Raw genomic sequence first — 26,461 nt, forward strand, 5'->3', positions numbered from 1 at the left:
TTCCGCTCCGCCTCAGAGTTTCACGCCCGAGAAGGACATGAAGGCCAGGGCCATCAGGCCCGCCGTAATAAAGGTAATGCCAAGCCCCTGCAGGCCCTCGGGGATGTCTGAATATTTCAGCTTTTCGCGCACACCGGCCATTGCGGTGATCGCAAGCGCCCAGCCAAAGCCCGACGACAGGCCATAGGTGACGCTTTCGGCGAAATTGTAATCCCGTTCCACCATGAAGAGCGACCCACCAAGGATGGCACAGTTCACGGTAATGAGCGGCAGGAAGACCCCCAGCGCGTTGTAAAGCGGCGGGAAGTATTTATCGAGCACCATCTCAAGGATCTGCACCAGTGCGGCGATCACACCGATATAGGAGATCAGGCCCAGGAAGGTCAGATCCACCTCGGGGAAGCCCGCCCAGCCAAGCGCACCCGGCGCCAGCAGATAGGTCAGGATCAGGTTGTTGGCAGGCACGGTGATCGCCTGCACGATCATCACCGAGATGCCCAGCCCAATCGCGGTCGAGATCTTTTTCGACACGGCGATGAAGGTACACATGCCAAGGAAGAAGCTGAGCGCGAGGTTTTCAACGAAGATGGCCTTTACGGCCAGTGAAATAAGAGCTTCCATCAGTGGTCCCCCACAACCTGGATCTTGTATTCACGCTCTTCCACCTGATCAGGCTTCCATGTGCGGAACGCCCAGATGATCAGGCCGATGATAAAGAACGCCGACGGCGGCAGCAGCAAAAGGCCATTCGGCACATACCAGCCACCATTGTTCACGGTCTCAAAGACGGTCACGCCAAACAGGCTGCCCGATCCGAAAAGCTCGCGGATCACGCCGACCATCATCAGGATAAGCCCATAGCCCAAACCATTGCCGATCCCGTCGATGAAGGACGCCACCGGGGGGTTCTTCATGGCAAACGCTTCGGCGCGGCCCATAACGATACAGTTGGTGATGATCAGCCCCACGAAAACCGAGAGCGTTTTTGAGATCTCAAACGCATAGGCCTTCAGCACCTGATCCACCAGGATCACCAGCGAGGCGATGATCACCATCTGCACAATGATCCGGATCGAGCTGGGAATGTGGTTTCTGAGCATCGAGATGAACATCGATGAGAACGCCGTCACCAGGGTCACGGCAATCGACATCACAAAGGCCACCTGCAGCGAGGATGTCACCGCCAGCGCCGAACAGATGCCCAGCACCTGAAGGGTGATCGGGTTGTTGTCGACCAACGGGTCGACCAGCATCTCTTTCCGGGTTTGCGACATCAGAACTCTCCCGCTTTAAGATTGGTCAGGAACGGGCCGTAACCGGCCTCACCCATCCAGAACCGCACCAGATTATGCACACCAACCGTGGTCAGAGTGGCCCCGGCCAGCGCATCGATGTGGTGGTCAGCTCCAGCGGCAGGTGCGGTCTTGGTCACACTGATTTGCAGCGCGCCAGCGTCATCTGCCAGCTTCTTGCCCGACCAGAGTGATTTCCAGCGCGGGTTGTCCACCTCAGCGCCCAAACCCGGCGTTTCACCATGCTGATAGAATTGCAGACCAAAAATGTCGTTGCCGTTCTCTTCGATGGCAATGAAGCCATAAAGCGTCGACCACAGGCCATAGCCGTGGATCGGCAACACCACTTTATCAAGCGACCCATCTGCATTGCGCAAAAGGTATACAGTGACAAATTTCGCTTGCCGACCGATTGAGGCCGGGTCATCTGCCAGCGCAATCGACAGCTCCGGATCACCAGCTGCTGCGCGATCATCAAACGTGGTTGCGTCAAATTCTTCGGTGAATTGCCCGGTGGCAATTTCCAGCACATGGGGTTCAAACGCACCAAACGCCTCAACTACATCCTCGCTCGGATCAAAAAGACCGGCAACCTGCAGAATGTTGACCTGCTTGTCCTTGAGCTTATTGACCTCCTGGATTGGGCGCAGAGCCACAGCCGCAGCGGACACAATCATCGAGGCCACAAGGCAAAGCGTGGTGGCGATGAAAATGGTTTTGGCGACCGAGTCCGTCGGCAGATCCAGAAAACGGCGGATCATCCCTTTGTTTGCATTTGCGTCAGACATTGCGACGGGCCCTCCGACGAATATTGGACTGCACCACGAAATAGTCGATCAGCGGGGCAAAGACGTTGCCAAAGAGAATGGCGAGCATCATGCCTTCCGGGAAAGCCGGGTTCACCACGCGGATCATCACCACCATGAAGCCAATGAGCGCTCCGTAGATAAAGCGGCCCATGTTGGTGTGCGACGCCGAGACAGGTTCGGTCACCATAAAGACCAGACCGAAGGCATAGCCGCCCAGCACCAGATGCCAGTACCACGGCATGGCGAACATCGGGTTGGTGTCCGATCCGACCAGGTTCAAGAGCGACGAGAACAGGATCATCCCGCCAAGGCAGCCAACAATCAGGCGCCAGTTGGCGATCTTGGTGAAGAGCAGGAAGCCAAGGCCGATCAGACAGGCGAGAACCGAAGTCTCACCAATCGAGCCTTGTTCGATCCCGATAAAGCTGTCCATCCAGGTGGTGCCGCCAACCACGATCTCCTGATAGCCACGCGATGCGGCCACAGCGAGGTTCGTTGCGCCCGAAAACCCGTCAACCGGTGTCCAGATCGTGTCGCCCGACATATCTGCCGGATAGGCGAAATACAGGAACGCGCGGCCCACAAGGGCAGGGTTGAGGAAGTTCTTGCCAGTCCCGCCAAAGACTTCTTTACCGATCACAACACCAAAGGAAATGCCCAGACCAACCTGCCACAACGGCACATCCGGCGGCATGATCAGGGTGTAAAGCATCGAAGTCACAAGGAAACCCTCGTTCACTTCGTGACGGCGGATCGTGGCAAAGATCACTTCCCAGATACCGCCAACCACCAGCGTGGTGATATAGATCGGCAGGAAGTAAAGCAGCCCGTGAAGCATGTTCAAAACGGGATTCGCAGCGTTAAAGCCGATCCCCAGAGCATCAAGGATCGTGGCGCGCCAACCTGACGGGCCAAGCGTTTCAAACGCCGTGTTCACCTGAAAGCCGATATTATAAAGACCAACCAGAATGGCCGGAATGGTCGCGATCACCACATAGGTCATGATCCGCTTCATATCGACGTAGGAACGCGCATGCGGCGCGCCGGTGGTTACGGTCTTTGGGGTGTAAAGGAAGCTCTCGACCATTTCATAGATCGGGAAATACTTCTCCCACCTGCCACCTTTGGTGAAATTCGGTTCAATGCGATCGAAAAAGTTTCTGAGCCCCATGAGTTAGCCCTCCTTCTCGATCTTGGCGAGACAATCGCGCAGCGCCGAACCGTATTCATATTTTGCCGGGCAGGCAAAACCGACCAGACCAAGGTCTTCTTCGGCCAGTTCCAGCGCGCCAAGCGCCTGTGCCTGATCGGTATCCATCACCAACATCGCACGCAGAAGCTGGGTCGGCAGGAAATCCTGTGGCATCAGCTCTTCAAACGTGCCGGTCGGCACCATCGCACGGCGACCGCCATTGAGATTCGAGGTCAGCGCGTAAAGCTTTGACGACAGCGCCGAGCCCAGTACCGGCTGCACAGCGTATTTGCTGAACATCGGACGGATCCAGCCCATCGGGATCTGCTTGTCATCTTCCTCGATCACGGTGATCTGGCGGTCATAACGCCCCAGATAGGCGCTTGGCCCTTCGCCAAGTCGACCGCTGAGGATCGAGCCCGAGATCAGGCGGGCAGGGGTGTTCGCCTCAAGCTCGCCTGCGGTCAGATCCACCATCGAAGCACCCATCACGGTCTTCACAAGACGCGGATTGGTGCAAAGCGGACCGGACAGCGCAATCACACGTTCGGAATTCAGCGAGCCATTCAAAAGCAGGTGCCCAATGGCGATCACATCCTGATACCAGATGGTCCAGACCGTTTTTGCGGCCGTGGGCGGTTCTAGGAAATGCACATGTGTGCCTGGCAGACCAGCCGGGTGGGGGCCTGCAAAAGCAGCGGCCTCAATCTCGGGCAGGTCGGCACCCGGAATGTCAGCGCCAGCGGCCTGACACAGATAAGTCTTACCCTCGCTCAGGGCAGCAATCGCTTTCAGACCCGCACGGAAAGCTTCCGCCTCGGCGCCAATGATCTTGGCGGCGTCTGCCGTCAACGGCTCGCTGTCCATCGCGGTCACGTAAAGCGCGGCAGGACGTGTGTCCGGCGTGGGCACTTTCGAATAGGGGCGTGTGCGGAACGAGGTCCAGAGACCGGAAGCACACAGGCGCTCGACAAGCCCGTCAACGGTCGCCACATCCCCGACCGACGAAAAGTCGACCGGAGCGGCGTCGATCTCGGCTGGCTCAATCTCGACCGAGATCAGAACCCGGCGCGCGCCGCGGTTGATGGATTTCACGCGGCCCGAGACCGGAGCGGTCACTTGCACTTCGGGACTGTCCTTGAAGGCGAAGATCGGCGCGCCACAGGCGACCTCATCCCCTTCCTGAACGGCCAGACGTGGTTTCAGGTCGATGTAGTCAGCGCCGAGCACGGCAACAGTGCCAACGTTCGGGCCGTCATGAACGGTCTGGTCGGGCGCGCCACTCAGCGGAAGGTCGAGCCCTTTTTTCAAATTGAAGGTCTGCACAGTGGTATCGTATTTCTGCTTTGCGGTTTCGGAAGGGGTTACCATTCCTTGACGGTAAAGCTCCACCCCTATTCGGACACTGATAGCGCAAAACCTAACCAAATCTCTCCAAACCTGCTTGAGGTTCCCGCCAATATCCTTAAATTCCGCGCAAAGCTGATCCCTCCTGCACATAGAGGCCATGACCGTGACTAATCCTTTGGCGTTTACCCGACGCACCGTCCTTTTCCTTCCGTTGGGCCTTCTGGCCTGCAAGCGCGGCGAAGTCGTGCACGAGCTGACTGGCGCGACGATGGGGACGACATATTCCATCACCGCCATTGACCGTGACGGCGCACACAGCACGTCGGAACTTCAGGATGCTGTCGACACGGTACTGGCTGAGGTCAACACCCAGATGTCGAACTGGGATGCAGCTTCGGAAATCTCACGGTTCAACGCCGCAGGCGCAGGCGAAACCATATCCGTGTCGCCGGAACTCGCCCATGTGATGAAAGCCGCGCAGGACGTCCACGAAGCCAGCGATGGCCAGTTTGACGTGACCCTCGGGCCGCTCATTGATCTCTGGGGTTTTGGTGCGAAAAATCCGGGTGCTCAGATGCCGTCAGAAGACGCGATCACCACCGCCCTCATGGCATCGGGTCAAAGCCGCAATATCTCGGTCGGATCGAGCAGCCTGACCAAAGGGCGCGACGGCACCGAAGTTTACCTCTCAGCGATCGGCAAGGGCCACGGTGTGGACCGCGTGGGTGAGGCGCTGGAGCGTCTTGGCATCACCGATTACCTCGTTGAAATCGGGGGCGATTTGCGCACTGCGGGCATGAACCCGGCGGGTCGTCCATGGCAGATCGGCATCGAAGTGCCGGACGCCACCACCGAAGGCCTACAATCGGTTGTTGGCCTGTCGAATATGGGCCTCGCCACCTCGGGTGACTACCGCAATTATTTCGAGCAGGACGGGGTGCGCTATTCCCACCTGCTGGACGCCAAAACTGGCCGTCCCGTGACCCACACCACCGCCTCGGCCACCGTGCTGACCGAGAACGCAATGATGGCAGATGCCTGGGCCACTGCGATGCTCATTCTGGGCCGCGAGCGCGGCATGGAAATCGCCGAAGACCTGAATTTGGCCGTTCTGTTTGTTGAACGTGACCCCAGCGCTTCTGAGCTGAAATTCATCGCCACGCCAAACGCGCGCTACAGCGCCCTTCAGGCCTGATCCGGGAAAGGAGCAATCGCCATGGCAACCTTCCTTTTTGCCTTCGGGGGACTGCTTTTGGTCATGCTCGGCATGTCGCTGGGCGTGATTTTCATGGACAAGCGGATCAAGGGAAGTTGTGGCGGTTTGAACGCGATCAGCGATGCGGATCATTGCCTCGTTTGCAACAAGGAAATTGACCCGGACAGCCCGCTGCGCGAACGACTGCAATGCCCGCGCAAGCAGAAAATGATGGAAGAAGCTGCCGCCAAAGGCTGATTCAATCCATCAGTGATTCGCTCTGAAACACATAAACCGGCCCGCAACGGCCGGTTTTTTCATGCCGGTTCGTAAATAAAGCGGCTTTAAAAAAGAATGATTCTCGCGCATTTGCCCGTCATTGTCAGACCGCCTGGGATTACACGTCCAGTGGCAAGAACCCAAGCAGCATCAGTCCCAATGCCGCCACGATCCCATAAAGCCATAATTGCCAGCGCGGGCCCTCGGCTTTCCACACCGCCCGATAGCGATGGCCCGCCAGAACCGCCAGGACAAACACGATGGTCGCCGTGAATGGGGTAAGAGTAAGCGATTCAAATTCCAATTGCGGGCTTTCCCCTTGGGCCAATTCTGGTTTACGCTTGCTTATATAGGATCAACGCGGACGATCAATACGGGCAATATGCGGAGGGTTACGCCAATGCCAACATCCTACCAAGCACCAAAGCGGGGCGATAAGAACAAGCCACATTCGCACAGTCAATCCACCGATATGATTGTCCCACACGAAGCCGCAACCGTTCGCAAGCTGTTGGATCAAAAGGGGAAAGATCTCTTCTCCATTCGACCGCAGGACACCATCAAAACGGCTGTGACAATCCTACGGGACAAACGGATCGGGGCATTGATGGTGACAGATGCGACCGGAGCACTTCAAGGCATCCTGTCGGAACGTGACATCGTGCGCAAATTGGCGGACACACCCGGCCAGACCCTGCCGCAAAGCGTGGCAGAGAATATGACGTCAGACGTGCAGACCTGCGCGCTGGATGATCCGCTTGTGACCGTGATCAAGCGCATGAACGAAGGCCGTTTCCGACACATGCCAGTCCTCGAAGATGGGGTGCTTTGCGGCATGATTTCCATCGGTGACCTGGTCAGCTACCGACTGCGTGAGCTGGAACATGAAGCATTACAACTCAAACAGATGATTGTCGGCTAACCAATCCCAAGATCAATGAGATGACCTGAAACAGGCCATGCAATTTGCTCTGGCCGCGTTTTGGCCGGAGCTTTTGTTGATCTTTACCGTCAGCTGTCGTGCAGAGACCGCACAAGTTGCGACCTAAACGGACACCGGCCCTGCCTCATTTTTTAACATAAGACGCATTATGTGAATCTCTGTTATGTAGAGGCGCGCGCGGTATTAACCTCTCGCCGCTGAACAGTTGCACTCTGCCTTGCCTCAGGCATAGGATTTATCCGTGTTCACGCCAATTGAGAGGAGCAAATATTTGAAGGCTTCATTAGAAGGCATCTGCTTCGGTGTATTGTGCGGCACGCTTGCCTTCACGACGCAAGCGAGTGCCGCCTGCTATGACACCGGAAGCCCTGCATTTACAAACTCATCACGGGCAACCGTACTTTGTGTGGAAGACGCTTGCGAAGATGCGCTTCTCATGCGGAGTTGCGGCAATATTCACTATGCATCGCAGGACTATGACGCGGGTGACATCCATTGGTTGTTCCGAGTGCGCTTCCACCAAGATGGCTCCGAAGATGATGAGTTTACGATTGTCCGCAATGGCAACGAGGTGCTAGCTGCCGACGCGACCAAAATCCGTTGCGCCTCCAAACCGGAAACTGGCGACTGCACTTTTGTCGACGGCATCCTCTGGCAATCTTTGGCACAATGATGGCCCCCAGCGCTTTTCAAAACCACCGACATTTCTATGTGGTTACAAAGCTGGTAACGCCAAATATTGGCGGCTCATCTCGTCCACAAACCTACCACTCCCACAAATCCTGCATAAGCGATGCAAGACTTGCATTGGACATGAGAACCACTTTGCCGTTTCCGTAACGCCAATGCTCCAGTGATTTGGGGCGAGACATAACGGAAGACCTTCGGAAAGCATCATGAGCCAGCAAGAATTCCTCAACAGCGTTCAGCACTTCATCGAAACCGCCACCTCGCATCTCGACCTGCCCGACGGGTTGGCCGAACGGATTGCGCAATGCAACTCGACCTATTCAGTCCGCTTCGGCGTGAAACTACGCGGGCGTATTCACAGCTTTCAGGGCTGGCGTTCGGTGCACAGCGAACACATTGAGCCCGTGAAAGGTGGCATCCGCTATGCACCAGATTCGGATCAGGAAGAAGTTGAGGCACTGGCCTCGCTGATGAGCTTGAAATGTGCGCTGGTGAACGTGCCTTTCGGGGGTTCCAAAGGCGGTCTTGCCATCGACCCCAACGCCTGGACCGAAGATGAGCTGGAAAAAATCACCCGCCGCTTCACCCAGGAACTTGCCCGCCGTGATCTGATCAATCCGGGCCGCAACGTCCCCGCCCCCGACATGGGTACCGGTGAACGTGAAATGGCTTGGATGGCCGACGAATACCGTCGCATCGGCTCCTCGGACGCAATGAACCAGAACGCCTGTGTCACCGGCAAGCCCGTGGCGCGCGGCGGTATCGCTGGCCGGGTCGAGGCCACCGGTCGCGGTCTGCAATATGCCCTTCAATCTTATCTTTCACATCCCGACACCGCACCCGTGGCTGGCCAGAAAACGCCAAAGGGCTTGACCGTTGTTGTACAGGGGTTCGGCAATGTGGGCTACCACGCTGCGAAGTTCCTTGAACAGGATGGCGCCAAGATTGTCGGCATCGTCGAGCATGACTGCGCAATCTTCAACACAGACGGGCTGGATGTGGAAGCCGTGGCCGCACATCGCACTGAAAGCGGATCGGTGGCCAACTTCCCCGGTGCCGAAACTGTGCCCAGCGAACAGGGCCTCACCTATATGGCCGCTGACATCCTGATCCCGGCAGCCAAGGAAAACGCGATCACGCTCGAAAACTGCAATGACGTGAATTACTCGCTGATCGTCGAAGCGGCCAACGGTCCGGTGACAGCAGACGCAGAAGAGTGCCTGACCAAGCGCGGCATCGTTGTCCTGCCTGACCTCTATGTAAATGCAGGTGGTGTGGTCGTCAGCTATTTCGAATGGGTCAAGAACATCACCCACCTGCCTTTCGGCCTGATGGACCGCCGCCAGAACATCCGCGCCGGCACCGCCGTTGTGAACGCGCTGGAAGAAATTGCCGGCCGCCCCCTTCAGGAACCGCAGCGCACGCAAATCTCGCGCGATGCACGTGAGATTGATGTGGTGCGTTCTGGCTTGGAAGAGATCATGGTGCAGGCGTTCGACGACATCATGGAACGCAAGAGAACCTTGCCCGCGAACACAACTCTGCGCACTGCGGGCTATGTGGTGACCATCGCCCGGATCGCAGAATATTACCGGGCAATCGGATTGTAATAAATCCTGCATCTGCTAGGTCTTCGACTTCGACACTTGGGATCGGGACCTGGCAGATGGACGTTCGGTGGCTTGAGGATTTTCTGGCTCTGGCGGAGCTCAAGAACTTCACCCGTGCGGCCGAGTTTCGCAATGTATCCCAAGCCGCCTTTTCCCGGCGCATCCAGTCATTGGAACATTGGCTGGGCACGCCACTGGTTGTCAAAGGCGCCGTGCCTGTCCGCCTGACCGAAGCGGGAGAGCAGTTTCTGGACAGTGCGCGCATCGCCGTGGATCGCCTGCTCGATGCCCGCGCCTCGATCCGCACCAGCCAGTTTGACGTGATGAGCCAGGTACGCATTGCCATGCCCAATGTGCTGGCGCGGTCTGAGTTTCGACGGGTTTTGTCGATCATCGAACGCAAGCACAACAGTTCGTTTTCGGTGATTGTCGGTACCACCAATGATGTGGTGGCGCGGTATCTGGCCGGGGATGCGGATATCCTTTTTGCCCATGATTGCCCGGCCATCCCGACCCACGATACGCTCGATCAGCATGAACGGCTGGTGATCCGGCGCGATCTGTTCCAGCCCTACGCCACACGCGATGAGGCGAAGCGCGAGGCATTTGGGTTTCCCGGTACACCGCGTGCGCCCTTCCCGATGGTGTCTTATTCGCAGAAAGCGTATTTCGCACGGCTTTACGAGCATGTACAGGAACGCGCCCGCGCCGGAGGGGCCGCCCTTCCACACAAAATCTCGGTGCAATGTGACATGTCGGATGTGCTGAAAGAGGTGATCGCGGCCGGTTATGGCATCGGCTGGCTGCCTGAAAGCGCGGTGGATGACACGGCAGATGCGCAGATCGCCCCGATTGGAGGCCCGGAATGGGCGCTTGAAGTGGATATCTGCGCGTTCCACCCGCCGAAACCCTCGACCCCCAGCATCGAAGCGATCTGGGCGTCACTCAAAAGACGAGCAGTGCCCGACGGGTTTTAAAAAAGCCAAGGAAAAAATGTGTGCTCGCAATCTGTATTTGTCCGCTTTGCGGACCAAGCCGCCATTCGCAACGGCACCGACCTTTCTTGATTTTAAGCGGCGGTGCTGGAAGAATGTCCGCATTCCAACGGCAAAGGGGCTAGTCCATGCGAATATTCAGTATTGGTCTACTGCTGTTTGTTGCAACCAGCTTTTCTGCGGCTGCGCAGGACGCGGTGTATTTGATCAGGCATTGTGAGAAAGAGCTATCAGGGGCCGATCCTGCACTGACACCTGAAGGACGGCAACGCGCAGCGGATTGGGCCGAGATGCTGCAGCACGTTGGCCTTGATGCCATTATCACTTCGGATACCCTGCGGACCCAGGAAACCGGAGGAATAATCGCAGACGCACTCAGTCTTCAAGCCGACGCATTACCCAGAGCCGACACTGCCGGTTTGGTGGACGTTCTCGAATTCGATCATGAAGAAGACACCGTGCTGATTGTCGCACATGCCGAGACCATTCCACGAATTCTGGAAAGCCTTGGGGTGCTGGAAGACGTCACCATCGATCAAAGCGAATTCGCCAACCTGTTTGCTGTTCTTGGACCCTCGTCGGAAGCCCCTGTGTTCGTCCATTTGCTGATGCCGTAACGGCTTGGCCCATGTCTGCGATGGGCTCGAACCGGACCAATCCGGTCTGCAGTCTCACCCACAAAAAAGAGAGGGGCACGGCTCCCCTCCAGTCGGAGAAATAGCGATTGCGCTATTCAGCGGCCTGCGCGGTCAGCCTGTAGGGGGCTGAGTTATAGACCTCTTCCAGAATGATCTCGACCAGATCAAACTGCGAATGAAGGTTCACATCCTCGAAATAGATATGGCTGGGCCAGGGCATGCCCACGTGATTGTCAGAGGGCAGATCCACCGCCTCACACACCCGTCTTATCGCCGCCACATGTTCGCGGGCCTGCGCGCGCGTCGCCGCTTTGGTTGCGTCCAGATCCTCAATCGAATTTCGATCAATCTGCGGCGACCCAATGCCGGAGGTCAGCGGCAGGTTCCGCGCCTTGGCCTGCTCTTCATAAAACGAGATGTCCACCAAATCGGCGTCCAACCGCATTATAAAGACAGGGTTCACGCTGACCTTGGCGTCAGTTAGTGACAAGAGCGCCGGGTTTTCATTCACGGGCACCTGAGCCTCTTCGGCCACCGCAGCCCTCCTGCCCCGCCGCCGCGAGCCGCGGGTTTTCGGTTTGGCCAGTGCCACATGGTCGCCGCGATAATTATTGTCAAACACGCGGTCGGCATAGGGCTTGTCCTCCAGCATATGGCGGATCGAGCGGATCGACATGGCCTTGCAATTCTCTGGCCCGATGAAAAACGGCGAACCCGAAGCGTCAGACAGTTCAATCCAGCCATTGGGAAACGTCTCGATATGATGATCCATCCACGGGCCCAGCACCACATCACCCAAATGATCCAGCAGCGCATTCACCTCATCCGGGTCATGCACCACATCCGCCAAAAGCGGTTCCTGCCCGTAAATATCAGCCGCCAGCGAATAGGGTGCCGAGATTTGCAGGAGCGGCGGCAAGCCGGTCAGTTCCTCATGCACCCGCAGGATATTGGAGATCGTCTGGGGCACACCCGTGGTGAAATCGGGCGTGGTCAGCTCACGCCAGTTCTCTTTGTTGATCAGCATCTGATCTGGGTCGGCACCGGGCGGAAATTTATCGGGGTACATCATCACCTGCCCCAATGGCTCACAGGTCCAGGCATATAGCGCCCATGTGATGTAAAACTTGTTCACCCCCATCAAACGGCTGACCGCCAGATTGGCCCGCACATAACGATAGGGGTCTTCGTGGTAATACTCCCGCGTCTCGATCCCATAAAGATCATTGAGAACCGCCAGTGCCAGCATATGAACCGAGGCCACCGAATTGACCCGGTTCGGATCCGCCTTGACCGCGAAATTTGCGTCAAACTCGCCCGCGATGGCCGCGTCGAACACCTGCCGCATTTCTTCCTTTGCCCCCGGCTCCTCTGCCTGCCAGCGGCGCAATAGGTCCAGGCCTTTCGGGAAAGCATACTCTTCGATCTTGGTCATGGCACACCTGTCTGATGCGAGCGCATTGGCGCCATTTTTGGCGATTTCACAGCGAGGCTATTCAGAAGTGGCTTTATTACCTATACCCATTATTGCACAATCAATAAGCCCATTTGTCAAAATCGACAGAGAGTGGCGTGGAGAGTGGCCATGTCAAAATTAGCAGGCGGTGCGTTGCTGCACAGTGTCACCATTGATCGCGATAGTGATGTGCCCATTTACCGGCAGTTGGAGGCCTCGCTGAGGCGGCTCATTCTGGATGGGTCCCTTGCGGCGGGACAGAAACTCCCGTCCACACGCGAGCTAGCGCAGGATCTAGGGATTTCCCGGATCACCGTCACCAATGTCTATGATCAGATCATCGCCGAAGGTTATGCCACGGCCCGCACCGGGTCAGGCACTTTTGTGGCAGATGGGCTCGATACTGAGGCCTTTCCGCGTATTCGCACTCCAAAACATCAAAGCCGCACAGCAGACGTTGAGATTTCAGATCGCGCCCGCGCCCTGACCGGCACCAAAGCTGCCGCCCGTTATGGCAAGATCGACCCGTTTCGCCCCGGCGTCCCGGCGCTGGATCACTTTCCGGCAAAGCTCTGGGGCAAATATCTGTCCGAGGCGATCACTCAGGAAGACCGGCACGGCATGAGTTACGGCGAGTTCAAGGGCAGTCTTGCCCTGCGCCACGAAATTGCCCGCCACCTTCGGGACGCCCGCGGAATGAAAGTCGAGGCGGACCGGATCATCATCACCTCTGGCGCACAACAGGCTTTTGTCCTGATCGCCTTTGTCTTGCTTGAACGGGGTGACACCGTCTGGTACGAAGATCCCGGTCACGTTGCGGGCCGCGATGTGATGCAGTTCATGGGGGCAAATGTCGCCCCTGTGCCGATTGACGACGAAGGGTTGGATCTGGATCACGCGATCCGCACCCAACCGAGACCTTCCCTGATTTTCACCACCCCTTCCCATCAACAGCCCCTTGGCACAACGATGAGCCTGGGACGACGGCTTGCCCTGTTGAACCACGCCCAGGATGCCAGTGCCTGGATCATCGAAGATGATTATGACAGCGAGTTTCGTTTTCGTGGCCGCCCCCTGCCCGCGCTGGCCGCCCTCGATGGAGCGGAACGGGTCCTTTATACTGGGACATTTTCAAAATCGATGTTTGCCGCGATGCGTCTGGGCTATGTGGTGGTGCCTACGGCCTTGGCCGATAGCTTTGCGCAAGCCCGGAACCTGCTGGGGCAGAACTCTTCCACCGTGGTCGAAGAGGCCATGGCGCGTTTCATGAAAGACGGGCGGTTCGTGGAACATATCCGCAAGATGCGCAAACTCTATCGCGCGCGCCGGGATGTGTTGATGCAAGCCCTCGCCACCCATTGCCCTGATGTGCTGACGCCCGAAACAACTGACGCGGGGATGCATCTGGTGGCCTGGCTGCGGGACGGTGTTGATGATGAGATCGCCCATCGCGCCCTTCTTGAGGCGGGCATCGACAGCCTGCCCCTCTCGGTCTACTGCCAAACGCCCTTTGCACGACAGGCGCTGGTTCTCGGCTTTTCCGGCGTGGACGAGGCCGACATATCGCGATTGGTCAGACGCGTGGGAGAGGTGCTCCGCACCCTGCCCCGCTGACGCCCGATCTCAGAACGCATCATCCTTGACCGATTGCATCGACACATGGGTCGAGGTGCTTCCCACATGGGGCAGCGCCGAAATCACCCGGCCCAGCACCTCGCGATAGCTGTGCATGTCGCGAGTGCGCAGTTTCAACAGGTAATCAAATGCACCCGCGATCATGTGGCATTGCTCGATCTCCGGCACCGCCTGCACCGCAGCGTTGAAATCCGTGAGCGCCGCCTCGGTCGTGTCGGTTAGCTCGACCTCGACAAACACCACCTGATCAAGCCCGAGCTTTTCCGGGTCCAGCATCGCCTTGAACCCCTGAATGTACCCCTCCGCAATCAGGCGTTTCAGCCGCACCTGACAGGGGGTCTTTGACAGGCCCACGCGGATTGCCAGTTCGGTGACTGGCAAGCGCCCGTCGCCGCTGAGAATCTTCATGATTTCCCGGTCATACCGGTCCAGTTGCCCGATTTCAGCCATATCGCGATCCATCCAGAGTGTATTTTCTTTGATAATAGGGCATCATGCCCTAATATCTAGATCAATAAGTCAACCTGACTTTTCATTTTCGCATATCCTTGGGAAAATCGACTTTTCCGGGAGGAATTCATGCCCAGCCTGACCGACATCCGCACCACCCTGCGCCTTAACCACCTGCGTGACGAACGTGAGGTCCTGAACGACCTGACCGCCGCCCACCCCTTTACCGCATCCGAACGCGCCGTGGCCCGCAATTCCGCGACGCGGCTGGTCGAGGATATCCGTGGTCACAGCGACCCCGGCCTGATGGAAGTGTTCCTGGCCGAATACGGCCTGTCGACCAGCGAAGGTGTGGCACTGATGTGTCTGGCCGAAGCGCTTTTGCGTGTGCCGGATGCCGACACGATTGACGCGCTGATCGAAGACAAGATCGCGCCCTCATCTTGGGGGCAGCACCTCGGCCAATCCTCCTCGTCGCTGGTGAACGCTTCAACCTGGGCGCTGATGCTGACAGGCAAGGTGCTGCAGGAAGGCGAAGGGGTGATTGCCACGCTGAAAGGTGCCGTGAAACGTCTGGGCGAGCCGGTGATCCGCGTCGCCGTCGGGCGCGCGATGAAGGAAATGGGCGCGCAATTTGTGCTGGGCCAGACCATCGAAGAGGCCGTGAAACGCGGGAAAGGCATGGAGGAAAAGGGCTATACCTATTCCTATGACATGCTGGGGGAAGCTGCGCTGACAGCCGAGGATGCCGCGGGCTTTCTGACCGCCTATTCCGAGGCGATTGCCAATCTGGCGGGCGAATGCCGCTCGCATGACATTCGCGAAAATCCCGGCATCTCAATCAAACTGTCCGCCTTGCACCCGCGCTACGAAGTCGGCCAACGCGACCGCGTGATGGCGGAACTGGTGCCGGTGACGCTGAAGCTTGCCCAACAGGCCAAAGCCGCCGGCATGGGTTTCAACATTGATGCGGAAGAGGCCGACCGGCTGGAAATCTCGATGGATGTAATCGAAGCCGTGCTGCGCGACCCGTCGCTGGCCGGTTGGGACGGATTCGGCGTGGTGGTGCAGGCCTATGGCAAACGCGCCGCACAGGTGATCGACTGGCTTTATACGCTGGCTGAAGAGCTTGACCGTAAGATCATGGTCCGCCTTGTGAAAGGCGCCTATTGGGACACCGAAGTAAAGCGCGCGCAGGTCGAGGGGCTCAATGGCTTCCCAGTTTATACCCGCAAGGTGGCGACCGATATTTCCTATATCTGCAACGCCCGCAAGCTTTTGGAAAAGACCGACCGGATCTATCCGCAATTTGCCACCCATAACGCACACACCGTGGCGGCCATTCTGGAATTGGCGGATGACAAAACCGCGTTTGAATTTCAGCGCCTGCATGGGATGGGCGAAAGCCTGCACGACATCGTGCTGAAACAGAACGGCACGCGCTGCAGGATCTATGCCCCCGTTGGCGCACACCGTGACCTGCTCGCATACCTCGTGCGTCGCCTGCTCGAAAACGGTGCGAACTCGTCTTTCGTGAACCAGATCGTAGATGAAAACGTCCCCGCCGAGATCGTCGCCGCCGACCCGTTTGAGGCCTATGGCAATGGCGGCATCAACGCGGCTGTGAAACGCCCGGCGGACCTGTATGGGGCGGAACGTGTGAATTCGAAGGGCTGGGATCTGCATGACGCAGATGACCTTGCCGAGATCCACGCCGCCCGCAGCCCGTTCAAGGCCCATCACTGGAAGGTCGGCCCGATGATCGCCGGGGACATCGAAGGCGACGAAGGCCATGCGGTGATCAACCCCGCTGACCATTCGGACGAAGTAGGCCATGTGACACAAGTCTCGGCAAATGACGTGGAAACCGCGCTTTCGGCGGCCCGCCCATGGCAAGCCGATGCGGCCACCCGCGCCGAAGCGCTGAACCGCGCCGCTGACCTGTACGAGGAACATTTCGGCGAGATTTTCGCCGCCCTCACCCGCGAGGCGGGAAAGACCCCGATGGACGCCATTGCCGAGCTGCGAGAGGCAGTGGATTTCCTGCGCTACTATGCCGCCCGTGGTTTAGAGCAGAAACAGCCCGCCCGTGGCATCATGGCCTGTATCTCGCCGTGGAACTTCCCGCTGGCCATTTTCTCCGGCCAGATTGCGGCGGCCCTGGCGGCGGGCAACGGCGTGGTGGCGAAACCCGCTGAACCCACCGCAATCACCGCGTCGATCGGCGTGCGGCTGATGCTTGAAGCCGGCGTGCCCGCCACCGCCCTGCAACTCCTGCCCGGTCGCGGTTCGATTGTCGGCGCCAAGATCACCTCGGATCCGCGCATCAAAGGCGTCTGTTTCACCGGCTCCACCGCCACCGCCCAGACCATCAACCGGGCCATGAGCGAAGAGATTGCGCCCGGCGCACCGCTGATCGCGGAAACCGGCGGGCTGAACGCGATGATCGTCGACAGTACCGCCCTGCCCGAGCAGGCCATCAAGGACATCGTCGCCTCCTCCTTCCAATCCGCTGGCCAACGCTGTTCCGCGCTGCGCATGCTCTATGTTCAAGAGGACGTGGCCGATACCTTCCTTACCATGCTTTATGGCGCAATGGACGAACTGGTGGTCGGCAATCCTTGGAGCCTGACCACCGACACCGGCCCGGTAATCAACGCTGGCGCCCACAAAGAAATCGGCGACTATATCAAAGCTGCGCGTGCCGAAGGCCGCCTGCTGAAGGAACTCGCCACGCCTGAGGGCGGCACCTTCATCGCCCCCACCGTTCTGTCAGTGGATGGCATCGCAGATCTTGAGAAAGAGGTTTTCGGCCCGGTCATGCATGTCGCCACCTTTAAATCGACTGAACTCGACGACGTAGTGGCCGCCATCAACGCCACCGGATTTGGACTGACCTTCGGAATGCATTCGCGTATCGATGACCGGATCGAACAGGTCACCTCGCAGCTCTCTGTCGGCAACATGTATATCAATCGCAACCAGATCGGCGCCATTGTGGGCTCACAACCCTTCGGCGGCGAGGGCCTTTCCGGCACCGGCCCAAAGGCAGGCGGGCCGAACTATGTTCCACGCTTCACTCAATCGGCCACCCGTGTCGTGAATGGGGCCGCCACTTCGTCGGCTGAAACGACGGCCCTGCAATCAGTGCTCGACGCCACCCCTCGCCCCGCCCGCCAGGCATTGTCGCGCGAAGAACTGCCGGGACCGACCGGAGAATCGAACATGCTCTCGATCTATGGCCGCGGCCTGTTCCTCTGCACCGGACCAACGCTCACCGCCGCCCGTGAACAGGCCGAAATTGCCCGCGCTCATGGCTGCACCGCAGTGATCGTCGCGCCGGGTGCCACAGGTGACAACGCCGTGGATGGCACGCTTGATCCGGCCACGCTTGCGACCCTCACCGGGTTCGATGCGGTGATTGCCTGGGCCGATGACACAACCCTGCGCGCCATGCGCAAGGCGCTTGCGGATCGCCCCGGCGCGCTGGTCCCGCTCATCACGGACGAAGATTTCGGCCCACGCTGCTTGCTCGAACGCCATATCTGCGTCGACACCACGGCGGCCGGTGGCAATGCCTCACTTCTGGCACAAGCCAGCTAATATGCGCTCAAAACCGGTGGCCCCTCGAACGAGGCCACCGATCCACTCCAACTTTTTTCTTGCCTAAAATACCTCGGGGTGAGACCCGAAGGGTCGAGGGGCAGCGCCCCTCACTGCTATGACGCAATCCGGGGACGCCCGGAGGCTTCCCCCACCACATCCGCATCTAAAAACACCTCGCGCCCATCAATCGTCGCGGTGCGGATGTTGCGATGGACCTGCGTGTGAATGCCCTCAGCACCCGCCACCTCTGCTTCTGCTTTGGCCACCGCCAACAGCACCTCTTCCACCCGTTTCATCGCATCTTCTGCTGAGGTGAAATCTTCCGGTCCTTCGTCCAGATGAGCCCGAAATTTACCCTCGGACGGGCTGGTCACACTGGCGGTATGGCGGATGGTGATCCGACCCACCACCGCACCGATGGCATTTGCCACATGGGCATGGCGGGGCAGTTTCATCTCGGAGCCCAGCCGATCTCCGACCGCTGGATAATAGGTCGGTGCCGAGGCGCCCAATCCCACAACCGGCAAGTTCAACCCCGCATCGATCCGCAGCAGCCCGCGATGTCCCGACAAGCCGCGTTGGGTCAGGACATGACGGGCGAGGTCTTCGGCAGGCAGGTCAAACCCGTTTTCTTCTTGCGCAAAGGCGCTTTCCAGAAGGGCCACGGCGGTCTGATGGGTAAGTTGATCGACGATCATCCGCGCCATTTCTTCAGCAGTCGACGCCAGTCGCTTGCCCGCCCCGGTGCGCTGCATCGCAAAAAGCCGCAACGCCATTTCCGAAGCTTCCCGATCCCAGGCGTCATTCAGCCCCAGAACATGGCTGGCATCCGAGGGTGTGATGCCAGAGACCTGCACCAGCCCGCGTTCGATCAGTCGCTTGAGTGACATATATTCCAGCCGGGTCGACAGCACATTGCCGAGCGCGTGAATGTCGTCCCCGATCCGCTCCAAAAGCCCCGCTTCGCGTGCGGAAAGCCCGGTGCGCAGCGCACCTTTGACCGGGCGCACAAATCGGGCGAAATGCTCGCTGACATAAGAACTGTTCAACTGTGCCTTCAGTGTCTCATGCACCAGATCCGGGGCTTCGGTGGCGATCAATGACACCGGCAATACACGGCGAGGACCAAGCGTGATCTTACCTTTCAGACCACCCGAGACCAAATGCGTTTCGCTATCCCCTCCAAGGCCGGTGGTGCGCATCGCCACCGCCTCGACCATGGTTCGATAGGGTCCAACACGGGCCCCTTCGGGATCAATCGCAGGCCGCCCATCTTTCAAAAGCGCCACATCGGTGGTGGTCCCGCCAATATCACTGACCAAAGCCTCGACCGCCCCGGTCATCCAACGTGCTCCGACGATGCTGGCGGCGGGACCAGAAAGGATGGTCTCGATCGGGCGTTCCAGTGCGAACTCCGCCGAGATCAGCGCCCCGTCGCCACGCACCACCATCAGAGGGGCGTCTACGCCCAACTCTTCAAGCCGCACCTGCGCCCGGGTGATCAACCGGCTGATCATACCAATGAGGCGTGCGTTCAGCACCGCGGTCAGCGCCCGTTTCGGCCCCCCGAGCTTGGCCGACAGATGGTGGGAACAGCTGACTGGCTTGCCGGTGCGGGTTTGAATAATCTCCTGCACACGGCGTTCGTGTCCGGTGTTGCGCGTAGCAAACTGCGCCCCCACGGCAAAGCCCGATACGTCATCACCATATGTTTCAAGCCAGAGGCTCAATGCTTCTTCATCTAATGTGGCGGCCTCGTTGCCCGCGTAATCATGCCCACCCGCGATCAGCACATGGGGGTCATCACCAATAGCATCAGCCAGCCCATTGCGAGCCATGTCCTTTTCGTCAAAGCCAATCAGCACCAGCCCGACCCGCTCACCCTGCCCCTCGATCAGAGCATTTGTGGCGAGTGTGGTGGAAAGAGAGGCCAAGGTGACATCTGAAGGCGCAACTCCGGCCTCATCAAACACCGCTTGGGCGGCCTTGCCGATCCCTTCCGCCAGATCATGGCGCGTGGTCAGTGACTTCGCCGCCGCAATCACCGTCTTTTCATCTTCGATCAGAACCGCGTCCGTATAGGTGCCGCCGGTATCAACGCCCAATGACAATGCCATGTGACCCCCTCCTGTTGCGCACCATCCGCATACATGCAGACCACTGCCGTGTCAGACATTTTCCGACCAGAGTGGTCGTTTTTGTAAGCTCGCTTGACCTGATCGGTATTCTGAACGGATCCGATGCGCTATCGATCAAATACGTGATTCGTCTAGGGAGCAATTGTAATGCTGAAACTGGCCTTTCTGGTTCTCACCCTGAATGCCGAAGGGGATGTGCGCATGACACTATCGGAACGCGACAGCCTTGCGGCCTGCGAAGCCACCAAAACCCAGATCACAACGGTGCTGAAAGACGCGGGCTATACGGTGCTCGCCTCGATCTGCGGGGAAACCGATCTCAGCCTGACCCCCTATAAAAGCACCACGCCTGACGATCCGCTCAATCGCTACAAGGTGACGCTGTCTGGGCAGGATCATTTTCAGATCACGCCCCTCGCAGAGGGTGACATATGCACCGACGCACCGGATGGGCAGCCGGTCGAGTTCTGTGCGCTCTCCGCGCAGAAAGTGATCCTCGCCGAATAACCCCAACACATCTGTTTCCCGCAGAATTTTGCCAGTTTCCGCTGCCGCGCAGAAAGAATTCTTGCGCTTTGCTAAACTATAGATAATATTTCCACCCAAATGACACCTAGCGAGGTTTTATCTATAATATGGAAAACGGCAAGAAGATCTGGACCCGGGAAGAGGCGCTGGCCTTGCATGACCAACCGCTGATGGACCTGCTCTTTCAGGCGCAGACCGTACATCGCGCCCATTTCGACCCAAACAAGGTGCAAATGTCCCGCCTCTTGTCGATCAAGACCGGTGGCTGCGCCGAAGACTGCGCTTATTGCTCACAATCTGCGCGCAACGGATCAAAACTCTCCGCTTCCAAATTGCTTGAGGTCGAACGTGTTCTGAGTGAGGCGCGCAAGGCCAAAGAGGCTGGCGCCACCCGCTACTGCATGGGCGCGGCTTGGCGTGAACCCAAGGAACGCGACATGGAACAGCTGGTTGCCATGGTCGAAGGGGTCAAAGCACTTGGCATGGAAAGCTGCATGACGCTGGGAATGCTTGATGACAGTCAGGTGTTCCGTCTGCGCGATGCGGGGCTGGATTACTACAACCACAATGTTGACACATCCGAACGGTTCTACCCGGAAGTCATCACCACCCGCAGCTTTTCAGACCGGATCGACACGCTGAACCGCGTGCGCGAGGCCGGCATCAAGGTCTGTTCCGGCGGCATTCTGGGCATGGGCGAAGAGGGCGAAGACCGGGTCGACATGCTGGTCACATTGGCCAATCTCGAAGAAGCGCCCGATTCTGTGCCGATCAATATGCTGATGCCGCAGGACGACACGCCGCTTGCAGACCTGAAACCGATTGACCCGATTGCCTTTGTCCGCGTTATCGCGGTGGCCCGGATCATGATGCCCACCTCGCACGTGCGCCTCTCTGCCGGGCGCAGCGACATGACGGATGAAATGCAGGCGATGTGTTTCTTCGCGGGGGCCAACTCGATTTTCTGTGGCGACACGCTTTTGACCGCCGACAACCCGGAAGACGACAAAGACATGGCGCTGTTTGCAAAGCTGGGTCTGAAACCGATGGCCGCGGAAGACCATATGGAATGCAAAAAGAAAGCCCAGCAGGAACCGCCGATCCCAAACCTGCGTCCGATGACCCCTCCCAATACTTCGGTTGAGGCCGCTGAATGAGCGTGAGCTTACGCCTGTCCGGTGCGCTGGATGCGCTGGCGGCGCGACATCGTCGCCGCCAGCTTGTCCCGCGTTCAGGTCTGGACTTTGCGTCCAATGACTATCTTGGTCTTAGCGGATCGCGCGTATTGACCGACGCCGCACAGGACGCGCTAGCCAGACGGGTGCCGCTTGGGTCCGGCGGATCACGCCTGTTGCGCGGCAATCACACCGAACATGAGGCGCTGGAGGGTGAGGCCGCCGCGTTTTTCGGAACCGAAGCCGCGCTTTACATGGGCGGCGGGTTTCAGGCCAATCAAGCCATTTTCTCCACGCTTCCCGCTGCGGGTGATTTGATCCTGCATGACGAACTGGTCCACGCCTCTGCCCATGAAGGGATGCGACTGGGTCGCGCGGACACCCGTAGCTTTGCCCATAATGATGTGGATGCCGCCCGCGATGTGCTGACCCAATGGCGCGCAGATGGTGGAACAGGTCAGGTCTGGATCGCCGCAGAAAGTGTCTATTCCATGGAAGGGGACATCGCCCCGCTTTCCGATCTCGCCATGTTCGCCCGCGAAACAGGTGCGGTCCTTGTGGTGGATGAAGCCCACGCAACAGGCATCTTTGGCACACGTGGCGAGGGATTGGCCCACGAGCTTGCCGGGGATCTGGGGGATCACCTGCTGACATTGCACACCTGCGGCAAAGGGCTGGGGGTCTCCGGCGGGCTTATCTGCGGATCGCGTGTGATGATCGACACGCTGATCAACCGGGCGCGTCCGTTCATCTTTGCCACCGCCCCCTCACCTTTTGATGCCGCATTGGTGCGGGCCGTGTTGGTAGAGCTTACCCGCCGCCCCACCCTTGTGCTTGCAGCACAAAAACGCATCACCCATGCCCATGATGAGGCCGCCCGCCTGCTGGGTCTTTGCGACCAGCCCAGCCAGATCATCCCAGTCATTCTGGGCGCGGATGACGTGGTGATGAGCGCAGCGAGCGCATTGCAATCCCGTGGTTTCGACATTCGCGGCATCCGCCCGCCAACCGTACCCCCTGGCACCTCGCGCCTACGGCTTTCGATCACCGGCAATGTCAGCAACCAGCAGATCACTGAGGCGTTCGAAGCCATATCCGAAGTCTGCGCCGGTCAGATAAAGGAGAGTTCCTCATGACTCCGCTGATCGTAACTGGCACGGATACCGGTGTTGGGAAATCTGTTGTTTCTGCCGGGCTGACCGCGGCCCTCGGCGCCCAGTATTGGAAGCCGGTGCAATCGGGTCTGGAAGATGAAACCGACAGCGAGTTGGTGGCCCGCCTGACCGGCGTCACCCCCCTGCCCGAAACCTATCGCCTGCCACTGCCCGCTTCACCGCATCTCTCTGCGGAAGACGCGGGCGTTGAAATCGACCTTGACGCGCTGTCCCTGCCAAAGGTCGACGGCGCTTTGGTCGTCGAAGGTGCCGGTGGCGTGATGGTGCCGCTCAATCGCAAACATTTCTATCTTGATCTCTTTGCCCGCTGGCAGGCCCCGATTGTGTTGGTGGCCCGCACACAACTTGGCACGATCAATCACACCACGCTTTCTCTGATGGCGCTGCGCGGCGCGGGCTGCAATGTCATTGGCGTAATCTTCAACGGCGCGGCGGAACCCGAGGTGGAAGAGACCATCGCCCAGATGGCAAATGTGACCCATCTCGGCCGCCTCGCGCCCCTTTCCGAGCTGACACCGGGCGCATTGGCCGAAGGGGTCAAGGCCATCGACATGACCACAATCCGGGCAGCACTATGACCTCTGACCTTTCCTCTCGCGACTTTGACGCAGCACATCTCTGGCACCCCTATACCAATGTGGCAGATCCCGGACCGATGCACCTGATCACCGGGGCCGAAGGGGTTTGGCTGACCCGCGATGATGGCGGGCAAATGATCGACGCCATGTCATCCTGGTGGTGCACGATCCACGGTCATCGCCACCCGCAGATCACCTCCGCAATGACCGCGCAGATCGACACCCTGCCCCATGTGATGTTCGGCGGGTTGACCCATGACCCCGCGATTGAGCTGGGTCGCAAGCTGGTGGGTATGCTGCCCGACGGGTTGGACCGGATCTTCTATTGCGACAGCGGTTCGGTATCAGTCGAGGTGGCGATGAAAATGGCGGTGCAATACCATATCGCCACGGGCCATGAAGACAAGGTCGAGTTTGCCACCATTCGCGGCGGCTATCACGGCGATACCTGGAAAGCGATGTCGGTCTGTGACCCGATCAATGGGATGCATGGCCTATTTCGCGGGGCGCTTCAGATCCAGCATTTCCTGCCCCGCCCAAGCGTGACCATCGATCAGGACTGGCCCGAAGATCCGGTGGGGAACGGCCTTGCCGCGCTGTCGAAGCTCCTGATCGAGAAGGGCAACCGCATCGCCGCATTAATTGTCGAGCCCGTCGTGCAAGGCGCCGGCGGCATGTATTTCTATCACCCGGAATGGCTCAAAGGTGCCAAAGCACTCTGCGAAGCCCACGACGTCTTGATGATCTTTGACGAAATCGCCACCGGCTTTGGTCGCACCGGGCATCTCTTTGCAGCCGACCTCGCGGGCGTCACGCCCGATATTATCTGTCTGGGCAAGGCACTCACCGGGGGGCACATCTCTTTTGCCGCCACCGTGACCTCGCGCGAAGTCGCTCATGGGATAGGCAACTCCGAGGCGGGTGTCTTCATGCACGGTCCCACCTATATGGCCAATCCGCTCGCCTGTGCCGCCGGGATTGCCAGCCTGTCTCTTTTGGAACAAGGCAACTGGCAGGTCCAGACCGCTGCCATCGAAGAGCAGATGCGGGCCGAACTGGAACCTGCCCGCACCCTACCCGGCGTGTGCGATGTCCGGGTGCTGGGTGCCATCGGTGTGATCGAAATGGAGGGCTGGGTCGATCCGCGCATCGCACATGCAAAGGCGGTTGAGACTGGCGTCTGGCTACGCCCCTTCGCCCATAACATCTACTGCATGCCGCCCTTCATCATCTCGCCGGACGAACTGTCGCGCGTGACTTCAGCCATGGTTGACCTGGCAAAAGGTGCCGCATGAACGCGACATGGCTGAAACAGACCGGAGCCTGCGACCTCATCGTCGTTTTCGGCGGATGGGGCCTCGGCCCTGAACCCTTTTCAGCCCTGTCCGGACCGCAGGATATTCTGTTCTTCGACGACTACCGACACCTCGACGCCCCTGCCCCAAGCCGGGCGACATATACCTCATTCACCGTATTTTCCTATTCCTTCGGCGTCGCCTCCGCCCTGCATTGGCTGGAGAGCACGGGGTTTTTTCCTGATCGACTGATTGCCGTGAACGGCACCCCATACCCGGCCGATGCTGAACGCGGCATTGCTCCTGACATGATTGCGGCCACCGCCAATAATTTGACCGATGCCAGTTTTTCACGGTTCTGTCGTCGTGCCGGGCTGACCACCCCCGCAACCCTCGACATTGCAGCCCGCCAAGAAGAGCTCCGCGCCATCGCCAATCGAGGATCTGCCAAACCGCGTAAATTCGACCGGATCTGGATCTCATCCAAAGACAGGATCATTCCGACCCACGCGCAACGCACCGCATGGGCGGATCAATCGGATCAGGTGCAGGAAATTGACGCGCAGCATATGCCGTTTGCGGGAGGGCAAAGCTGGGAGGGCTGGCTGACATGACCGCACATCCCACACCATCTGCAGATCGTGTCGGGCGCAGTTTTGCCCGCAATTTCCACTCCTACCACGCCAACGCCACCCTTCAGGCGGCGATTGCCGAAGGGCTGGCACGACGCCTCACTCATCACGGTGCTCCCACGCAATTTGCCCGCGGATTTGAATTTGGTTGCGGCACCGGCCATCTGACCCGCGCTTTACGGGCACGGTTTCGGATCGACCATCTAACCCTGAATGATCTGGTTCAAAGCGCCGCCAATGTGGCGCGCGAACAGGCCGCCGATTTTCTGCCCGGTGACATCCGTCACCTTGGCTGGCCAGACGCGCCGGATCTCATTGCCTCTGCCTCGACATTACAATGGATGGCTGATCCGGCCAGCTTGGTGACCCGCGCCGCGGATCACCTTGCGCCCGGAGGCTGGTTGGCTTTGTCCGGATTTGGCCCGGAGCAATACCGGGAATTGGCCACACTCGGGTCAACCGCGCAGGCTCCGGGGCTGTGCCACGCTGACACGCTGGCTTCTGCTTTGGCCAGCAGCACAGGTGAGTATATCATTCATGAAGCCCGCGGTCGCATCCAACGTCTTTGGTTCACCTCTCCGCAAGAGGTGTTGCGCCATCTTCGCCAAACCGGTGTGAATGGCGCGGCGCGTGAGGTTTGGACCAAGGCACGATTGCAGGAGTTTTGCGCAGGCTACCGCCACCGGTTCGAGCAGGATGGCCGCGTGCCTCTGACCTATCATCCGACATGGCTGATTGCCCAAAAACGCAAATGAGCCCGCGATTTTTTGGAGTTTAAAAGTTTAAAGACTTCGCTTCTG

At 58.8% G+C, this 26,461-nt stretch carries 25 protein-coding genes; 16 read left to right on the top strand and 9 right to left on the bottom strand.

Translation table 11 applies throughout. The features are described from left to right. Positions 1–12: 12 nt before the first annotated feature. Genes nqrE through O2N63_RS14555 form a run of 5 tightly spaced genes read right to left on the bottom strand, consistent with a single transcriptional unit; the run spans position 13 to position 4,619 of the window. Positions 13–621 carry an NADH:ubiquinone reductase (Na(+)-transporting) subunit E gene (gene nqrE / locus O2N63_RS14535; protein ID WP_271055009.1) on the bottom strand — a complete coding sequence of 203 codons (609 nt, stop codon included), beginning with the start codon at positions 619–621 and terminating at the stop codon, positions 13–15. Continuing rightward, positions 621–1,274, bottom strand: coding sequence for an NADH:ubiquinone reductase (Na(+)-transporting) subunit D (locus O2N63_RS14540; RefSeq protein WP_271055010.1), 654 nt, complete (start codon positions 1,272–1,274; stop codon positions 621–623). Before O2N63_RS14540 ends, nqrE begins: the two co-directional genes overlap by 1 nt. Beyond that, positions 1,274–2,080, bottom strand: a complete 807-nt coding sequence (locus O2N63_RS14545; RefSeq protein ID WP_271055011.1) for a Na(+)-translocating NADH-quinone reductase subunit C — start codon at positions 2,078–2,080, stop codon at positions 1,274–1,276. Before O2N63_RS14545 ends, O2N63_RS14540 begins: the two co-directional genes overlap by 1 nt. Further along, positions 2,073–3,272, bottom strand: coding sequence for an NADH:ubiquinone reductase (Na(+)-transporting) subunit B (locus O2N63_RS14550; RefSeq protein ID WP_271055012.1), 1,200 nt, complete (start codon positions 3,270–3,272; stop codon positions 2,073–2,075). Before O2N63_RS14550 ends, O2N63_RS14545 begins: the two co-directional genes overlap by 8 nt. Before the next feature lie 3 nt (positions 3,273–3,275). Further along, positions 3,276–4,619: a Na(+)-translocating NADH-quinone reductase subunit A gene (locus tag O2N63_RS14555; protein ID WP_271055084.1), complete on the bottom strand. Its 1,344-nt coding sequence runs from the start codon at positions 4,617–4,619 to the stop codon at positions 3,276–3,278. 181 nt (positions 4,620–4,800) lie between these two features. Between O2N63_RS14555 and O2N63_RS14560 the strand changes: the two genes are divergently transcribed. Both O2N63_RS14560 and nqrM read left to right on the top strand, forming a co-directional pair. Continuing rightward, a complete protein-coding gene (locus tag O2N63_RS14560) occupies positions 4,801–5,838 on the top strand; it encodes an FAD:protein FMN transferase (protein WP_271055013.1) in 1,038 nt (345 codons plus the stop codon). Between the two features lie 21 nt (positions 5,839–5,859). Further along, a complete protein-coding gene (gene nqrM / locus O2N63_RS14565; protein ID WP_271055014.1) occupies positions 5,860–6,096 on the top strand; it encodes a (Na+)-NQR maturation NqrM in 237 nt (78 codons plus the stop codon). Between the two features lie 139 nt (positions 6,097–6,235). On the opposite strand, the gene O2N63_RS14570 is transcribed toward nqrM, so the two are convergent. Further along, entirely contained in the window at positions 6,236–6,421 is a 186-nt protein-coding gene (locus O2N63_RS14570; protein ID WP_271055015.1) for a hypothetical protein, read from the bottom strand. Positions 6,422–6,517: 96 nt separating this feature from the next. On the opposite strand from O2N63_RS14570, the gene O2N63_RS14575 reads away from it, so the two are divergent. The 5 genes from O2N63_RS14575 to O2N63_RS14595 all read left to right on the top strand — a co-directional run bounded on the left by O2N63_RS14575 (position 6,518) and on the right by O2N63_RS14595 (position 10,972). Next, positions 6,518–7,039, top strand: coding sequence for a CBS domain-containing protein (locus tag O2N63_RS14575; RefSeq protein WP_271055016.1), 522 nt, complete (start codon positions 6,518–6,520; stop codon positions 7,037–7,039). 262 nt (positions 7,040–7,301) lie between these two features. Continuing rightward, on the top strand, positions 7,302–7,733 hold the full coding sequence (locus tag O2N63_RS14580) for a hypothetical protein (protein WP_271055017.1): 432 nt from the start codon (positions 7,302–7,304) through the stop codon (positions 7,731–7,733). Positions 7,734–7,956: 223 nt separating this feature from the next. Continuing rightward, the gene (locus O2N63_RS14585; RefSeq protein WP_271055018.1) at positions 7,957–9,360 is read left to right on the top strand and encodes a Glu/Leu/Phe/Val family dehydrogenase; all 1,404 of its coding nucleotides are present in this window, start codon (positions 7,957–7,959) and stop codon (positions 9,358–9,360) included. A gap of 56 nt (positions 9,361–9,416) precedes the next feature. Continuing rightward, positions 9,417–10,337, top strand: a complete 921-nt coding sequence (locus O2N63_RS14590; protein ID WP_271055019.1) for a LysR family transcriptional regulator — start codon at positions 9,417–9,419, stop codon at positions 10,335–10,337. Positions 10,338–10,483: 146 nt separating this feature from the next. Beyond that, positions 10,484–10,972, top strand: coding sequence for a SixA phosphatase family protein (locus tag O2N63_RS14595; RefSeq protein ID WP_271055020.1), 489 nt, complete (start codon positions 10,484–10,486; stop codon positions 10,970–10,972). Between the two features lie 112 nt (positions 10,973–11,084). Here the strand turns inward: O2N63_RS14595 and O2N63_RS14600 are convergent, their stop codons facing one another. After that, positions 11,085–12,428 carry a uroporphyrinogen decarboxylase family protein gene (locus O2N63_RS14600; RefSeq protein WP_271055021.1) on the bottom strand — a complete coding sequence of 448 codons (1,344 nt, stop codon included), beginning with the start codon at positions 12,426–12,428 and terminating at the stop codon, positions 11,085–11,087. Between the two features lie 150 nt (positions 12,429–12,578). Between O2N63_RS14600 and pdxR the strand changes: the two genes are divergently transcribed. Then, positions 12,579–14,063 carry a MocR-like pyridoxine biosynthesis transcription factor PdxR gene (gene pdxR / locus O2N63_RS14605; protein ID WP_271055022.1) on the top strand — a complete coding sequence of 495 codons (1,485 nt, stop codon included), beginning with the start codon at positions 12,579–12,581 and terminating at the stop codon, positions 14,061–14,063. 9 nt (positions 14,064–14,072) lie between these two features. Here pdxR and O2N63_RS14610 read toward each other — a convergent pair whose 3' ends face one another. Further along, positions 14,073–14,546 (bottom strand): Lrp/AsnC family transcriptional regulator, encoded by a 474-nt coding sequence (locus O2N63_RS14610; protein WP_271055023.1) that lies wholly within the window; start codon positions 14,544–14,546, stop codon positions 14,073–14,075. Positions 14,547–14,663: 117 nt separating this feature from the next. Between O2N63_RS14610 and putA the strand changes: the two genes are divergently transcribed. Continuing rightward, on the top strand, positions 14,664–18,137 hold the full coding sequence (gene putA / locus O2N63_RS14615; protein ID WP_271055024.1) for a bifunctional proline dehydrogenase/L-glutamate gamma-semialdehyde dehydrogenase PutA: 3,474 nt from the start codon (positions 14,664–14,666) through the stop codon (positions 18,135–18,137). 116 nt (positions 18,138–18,253) lie between these two features. On the opposite strand, the gene O2N63_RS14620 is transcribed toward putA, so the two are convergent. Then, complete coding sequence (locus O2N63_RS14620) at positions 18,254–20,257, bottom strand: hydantoinase/oxoprolinase family protein (RefSeq protein ID WP_271055025.1); 2,004 nt, start codon at positions 20,255–20,257, stop codon at positions 18,254–18,256. Between the two features lie 168 nt (positions 20,258–20,425). Between O2N63_RS14620 and O2N63_RS14625 the strand changes: the two genes are divergently transcribed. From O2N63_RS14625 to O2N63_RS14655, 7 genes are all read left to right on the top strand, one after another. After that, positions 20,426–20,785 carry a hypothetical protein gene (locus O2N63_RS14625; protein ID WP_271055026.1) on the top strand — a complete coding sequence of 120 codons (360 nt, stop codon included), beginning with the start codon at positions 20,426–20,428 and terminating at the stop codon, positions 20,783–20,785. Positions 20,786–20,913: 128 nt separating this feature from the next. Next, positions 20,914–21,963: a biotin synthase BioB gene (gene bioB / locus O2N63_RS14630; protein WP_271055027.1), complete on the top strand. Its 1,050-nt coding sequence runs from the start codon at positions 20,914–20,916 to the stop codon at positions 21,961–21,963. Continuing rightward, the gene (locus O2N63_RS14635) at positions 21,960–23,117 is read left to right on the top strand and encodes an 8-amino-7-oxononanoate synthase (protein ID WP_271055028.1); all 1,158 of its coding nucleotides are present in this window, start codon (positions 21,960–21,962) and stop codon (positions 23,115–23,117) included. Before bioB ends, O2N63_RS14635 begins: the two co-directional genes overlap by 4 nt. Next, positions 23,114–23,734, top strand: a complete 621-nt coding sequence (gene bioD / locus O2N63_RS14640) for a dethiobiotin synthase (protein WP_271055029.1) — start codon at positions 23,114–23,116, stop codon at positions 23,732–23,734. The genes O2N63_RS14635 and bioD overlap by 4 nt, the downstream gene beginning before the upstream one ends. Then, on the top strand, positions 23,731–25,029 hold the full coding sequence (gene bioA, locus O2N63_RS14645; RefSeq protein ID WP_271055030.1) for an adenosylmethionine--8-amino-7-oxononanoate transaminase: 1,299 nt from the start codon (positions 23,731–23,733) through the stop codon (positions 25,027–25,029). The genes bioD and bioA overlap by 4 nt, the downstream gene beginning before the upstream one ends. Next, on the top strand, positions 25,026–25,643 hold the full coding sequence (locus tag O2N63_RS14650) for a pimeloyl-ACP methyl esterase BioG family protein (protein WP_271055031.1): 618 nt from the start codon (positions 25,026–25,028) through the stop codon (positions 25,641–25,643). The genes bioA and O2N63_RS14650 overlap by 4 nt, the downstream gene beginning before the upstream one ends. Continuing rightward, on the top strand, positions 25,640–26,416 hold the full coding sequence (locus O2N63_RS14655; RefSeq protein WP_271055032.1) for a methyltransferase domain-containing protein: 777 nt from the start codon (positions 25,640–25,642) through the stop codon (positions 26,414–26,416). Before O2N63_RS14650 ends, O2N63_RS14655 begins: the two co-directional genes overlap by 4 nt. The last annotated feature ends 45 nt before the right edge of the window (positions 26,417–26,461 follow it).

Source organism: Aliiroseovarius salicola (assembly GCF_027891095.1).
Classification (GTDB): domain Bacteria; phylum Pseudomonadota; class Alphaproteobacteria; order Rhodobacterales; family Rhodobacteraceae; genus Aliiroseovarius; species Aliiroseovarius salicola.

What these genes read in the sequence shown, in the direction of transcription:
- nqrM (WP_271055014.1), top strand. Translation starts at nt 5,860, where the DNA reads ATGGCAACCTTCCTTTTTGCCTTCGGGGGACTGCTTTTGGTCATGCTC.
- O2N63_RS14550 (WP_271055012.1), bottom strand. Translation starts at nt 3,272, where the DNA reads ATGGGGCTCAGAAACTTTTTCGATCGCATTGAACCGAATTTCACCAAA.
- nqrE (WP_271055009.1), bottom strand. Translation starts at nt 621, where the DNA reads ATGGAAGCTCTTATTTCACTGGCCGTAAAGGCCATCTTCGTTGAAAAC.
- O2N63_RS14635 (WP_271055028.1), top strand. Translation starts at nt 21,960, where the DNA reads ATGAGCGTGAGCTTACGCCTGTCCGGTGCGCTGGATGCGCTGGCGGCG.
- bioB (WP_271055027.1), top strand. Translation starts at nt 20,914, where the DNA reads ATGGAAAACGGCAAGAAGATCTGGACCCGGGAAGAGGCGCTGGCCTTG.
- O2N63_RS14540 (WP_271055010.1), bottom strand. Translation starts at nt 1,274, where the DNA reads ATGTCGCAAACCCGGAAAGAGATGCTGGTCGACCCGTTGGTCGACAAC.
- O2N63_RS14625 (WP_271055026.1), top strand. Translation starts at nt 20,426, where the DNA reads ATGCTGAAACTGGCCTTTCTGGTTCTCACCCTGAATGCCGAAGGGGAT.
- O2N63_RS14575 (WP_271055016.1), top strand. Translation starts at nt 6,518, where the DNA reads ATGCCAACATCCTACCAAGCACCAAAGCGGGGCGATAAGAACAAGCCA.
- O2N63_RS14560 (WP_271055013.1), top strand. Translation starts at nt 4,801, where the DNA reads ATGACCGTGACTAATCCTTTGGCGTTTACCCGACGCACCGTCCTTTTC.
- putA (WP_271055024.1), top strand. Translation starts at nt 14,664, where the DNA reads ATGCCCAGCCTGACCGACATCCGCACCACCCTGCGCCTTAACCACCTG.
- O2N63_RS14610 (WP_271055023.1), bottom strand. Translation starts at nt 14,546, where the DNA reads ATGGATCGCGATATGGCTGAAATCGGGCAACTGGACCGGTATGACCGG.
- O2N63_RS14545 (WP_271055011.1), bottom strand. Translation starts at nt 2,080, where the DNA reads ATGTCTGACGCAAATGCAAACAAAGGGATGATCCGCCGTTTTCTGGAT.
- O2N63_RS14585 (WP_271055018.1), top strand. Translation starts at nt 7,957, where the DNA reads ATGAGCCAGCAAGAATTCCTCAACAGCGTTCAGCACTTCATCGAAACC.
- bioD (WP_271055029.1), top strand. Translation starts at nt 23,114, where the DNA reads ATGACTCCGCTGATCGTAACTGGCACGGATACCGGTGTTGGGAAATCT.
- O2N63_RS14595 (WP_271055020.1), top strand. Translation starts at nt 10,484, where the DNA reads ATGCGAATATTCAGTATTGGTCTACTGCTGTTTGTTGCAACCAGCTTT.
- O2N63_RS14590 (WP_271055019.1), top strand. Translation starts at nt 9,417, where the DNA reads ATGGACGTTCGGTGGCTTGAGGATTTTCTGGCTCTGGCGGAGCTCAAG.
- pdxR (WP_271055022.1), top strand. Translation starts at nt 12,579, where the DNA reads ATGTCAAAATTAGCAGGCGGTGCGTTGCTGCACAGTGTCACCATTGAT.
- O2N63_RS14655 (WP_271055032.1), top strand. Translation starts at nt 25,640, where the DNA reads ATGACCGCACATCCCACACCATCTGCAGATCGTGTCGGGCGCAGTTTT.
- bioA (WP_271055030.1), top strand. Translation starts at nt 23,731, where the DNA reads ATGACCTCTGACCTTTCCTCTCGCGACTTTGACGCAGCACATCTCTGG.
- O2N63_RS14600 (WP_271055021.1), bottom strand. Translation starts at nt 12,428, where the DNA reads ATGACCAAGATCGAAGAGTATGCTTTCCCGAAAGGCCTGGACCTATTG.
- O2N63_RS14620 (WP_271055025.1), bottom strand. Translation starts at nt 20,257, where the DNA reads ATGGCATTGTCATTGGGCGTTGATACCGGCGGCACCTATACGGACGCG.
- O2N63_RS14650 (WP_271055031.1), top strand. Translation starts at nt 25,026, where the DNA reads ATGAACGCGACATGGCTGAAACAGACCGGAGCCTGCGACCTCATCGTC.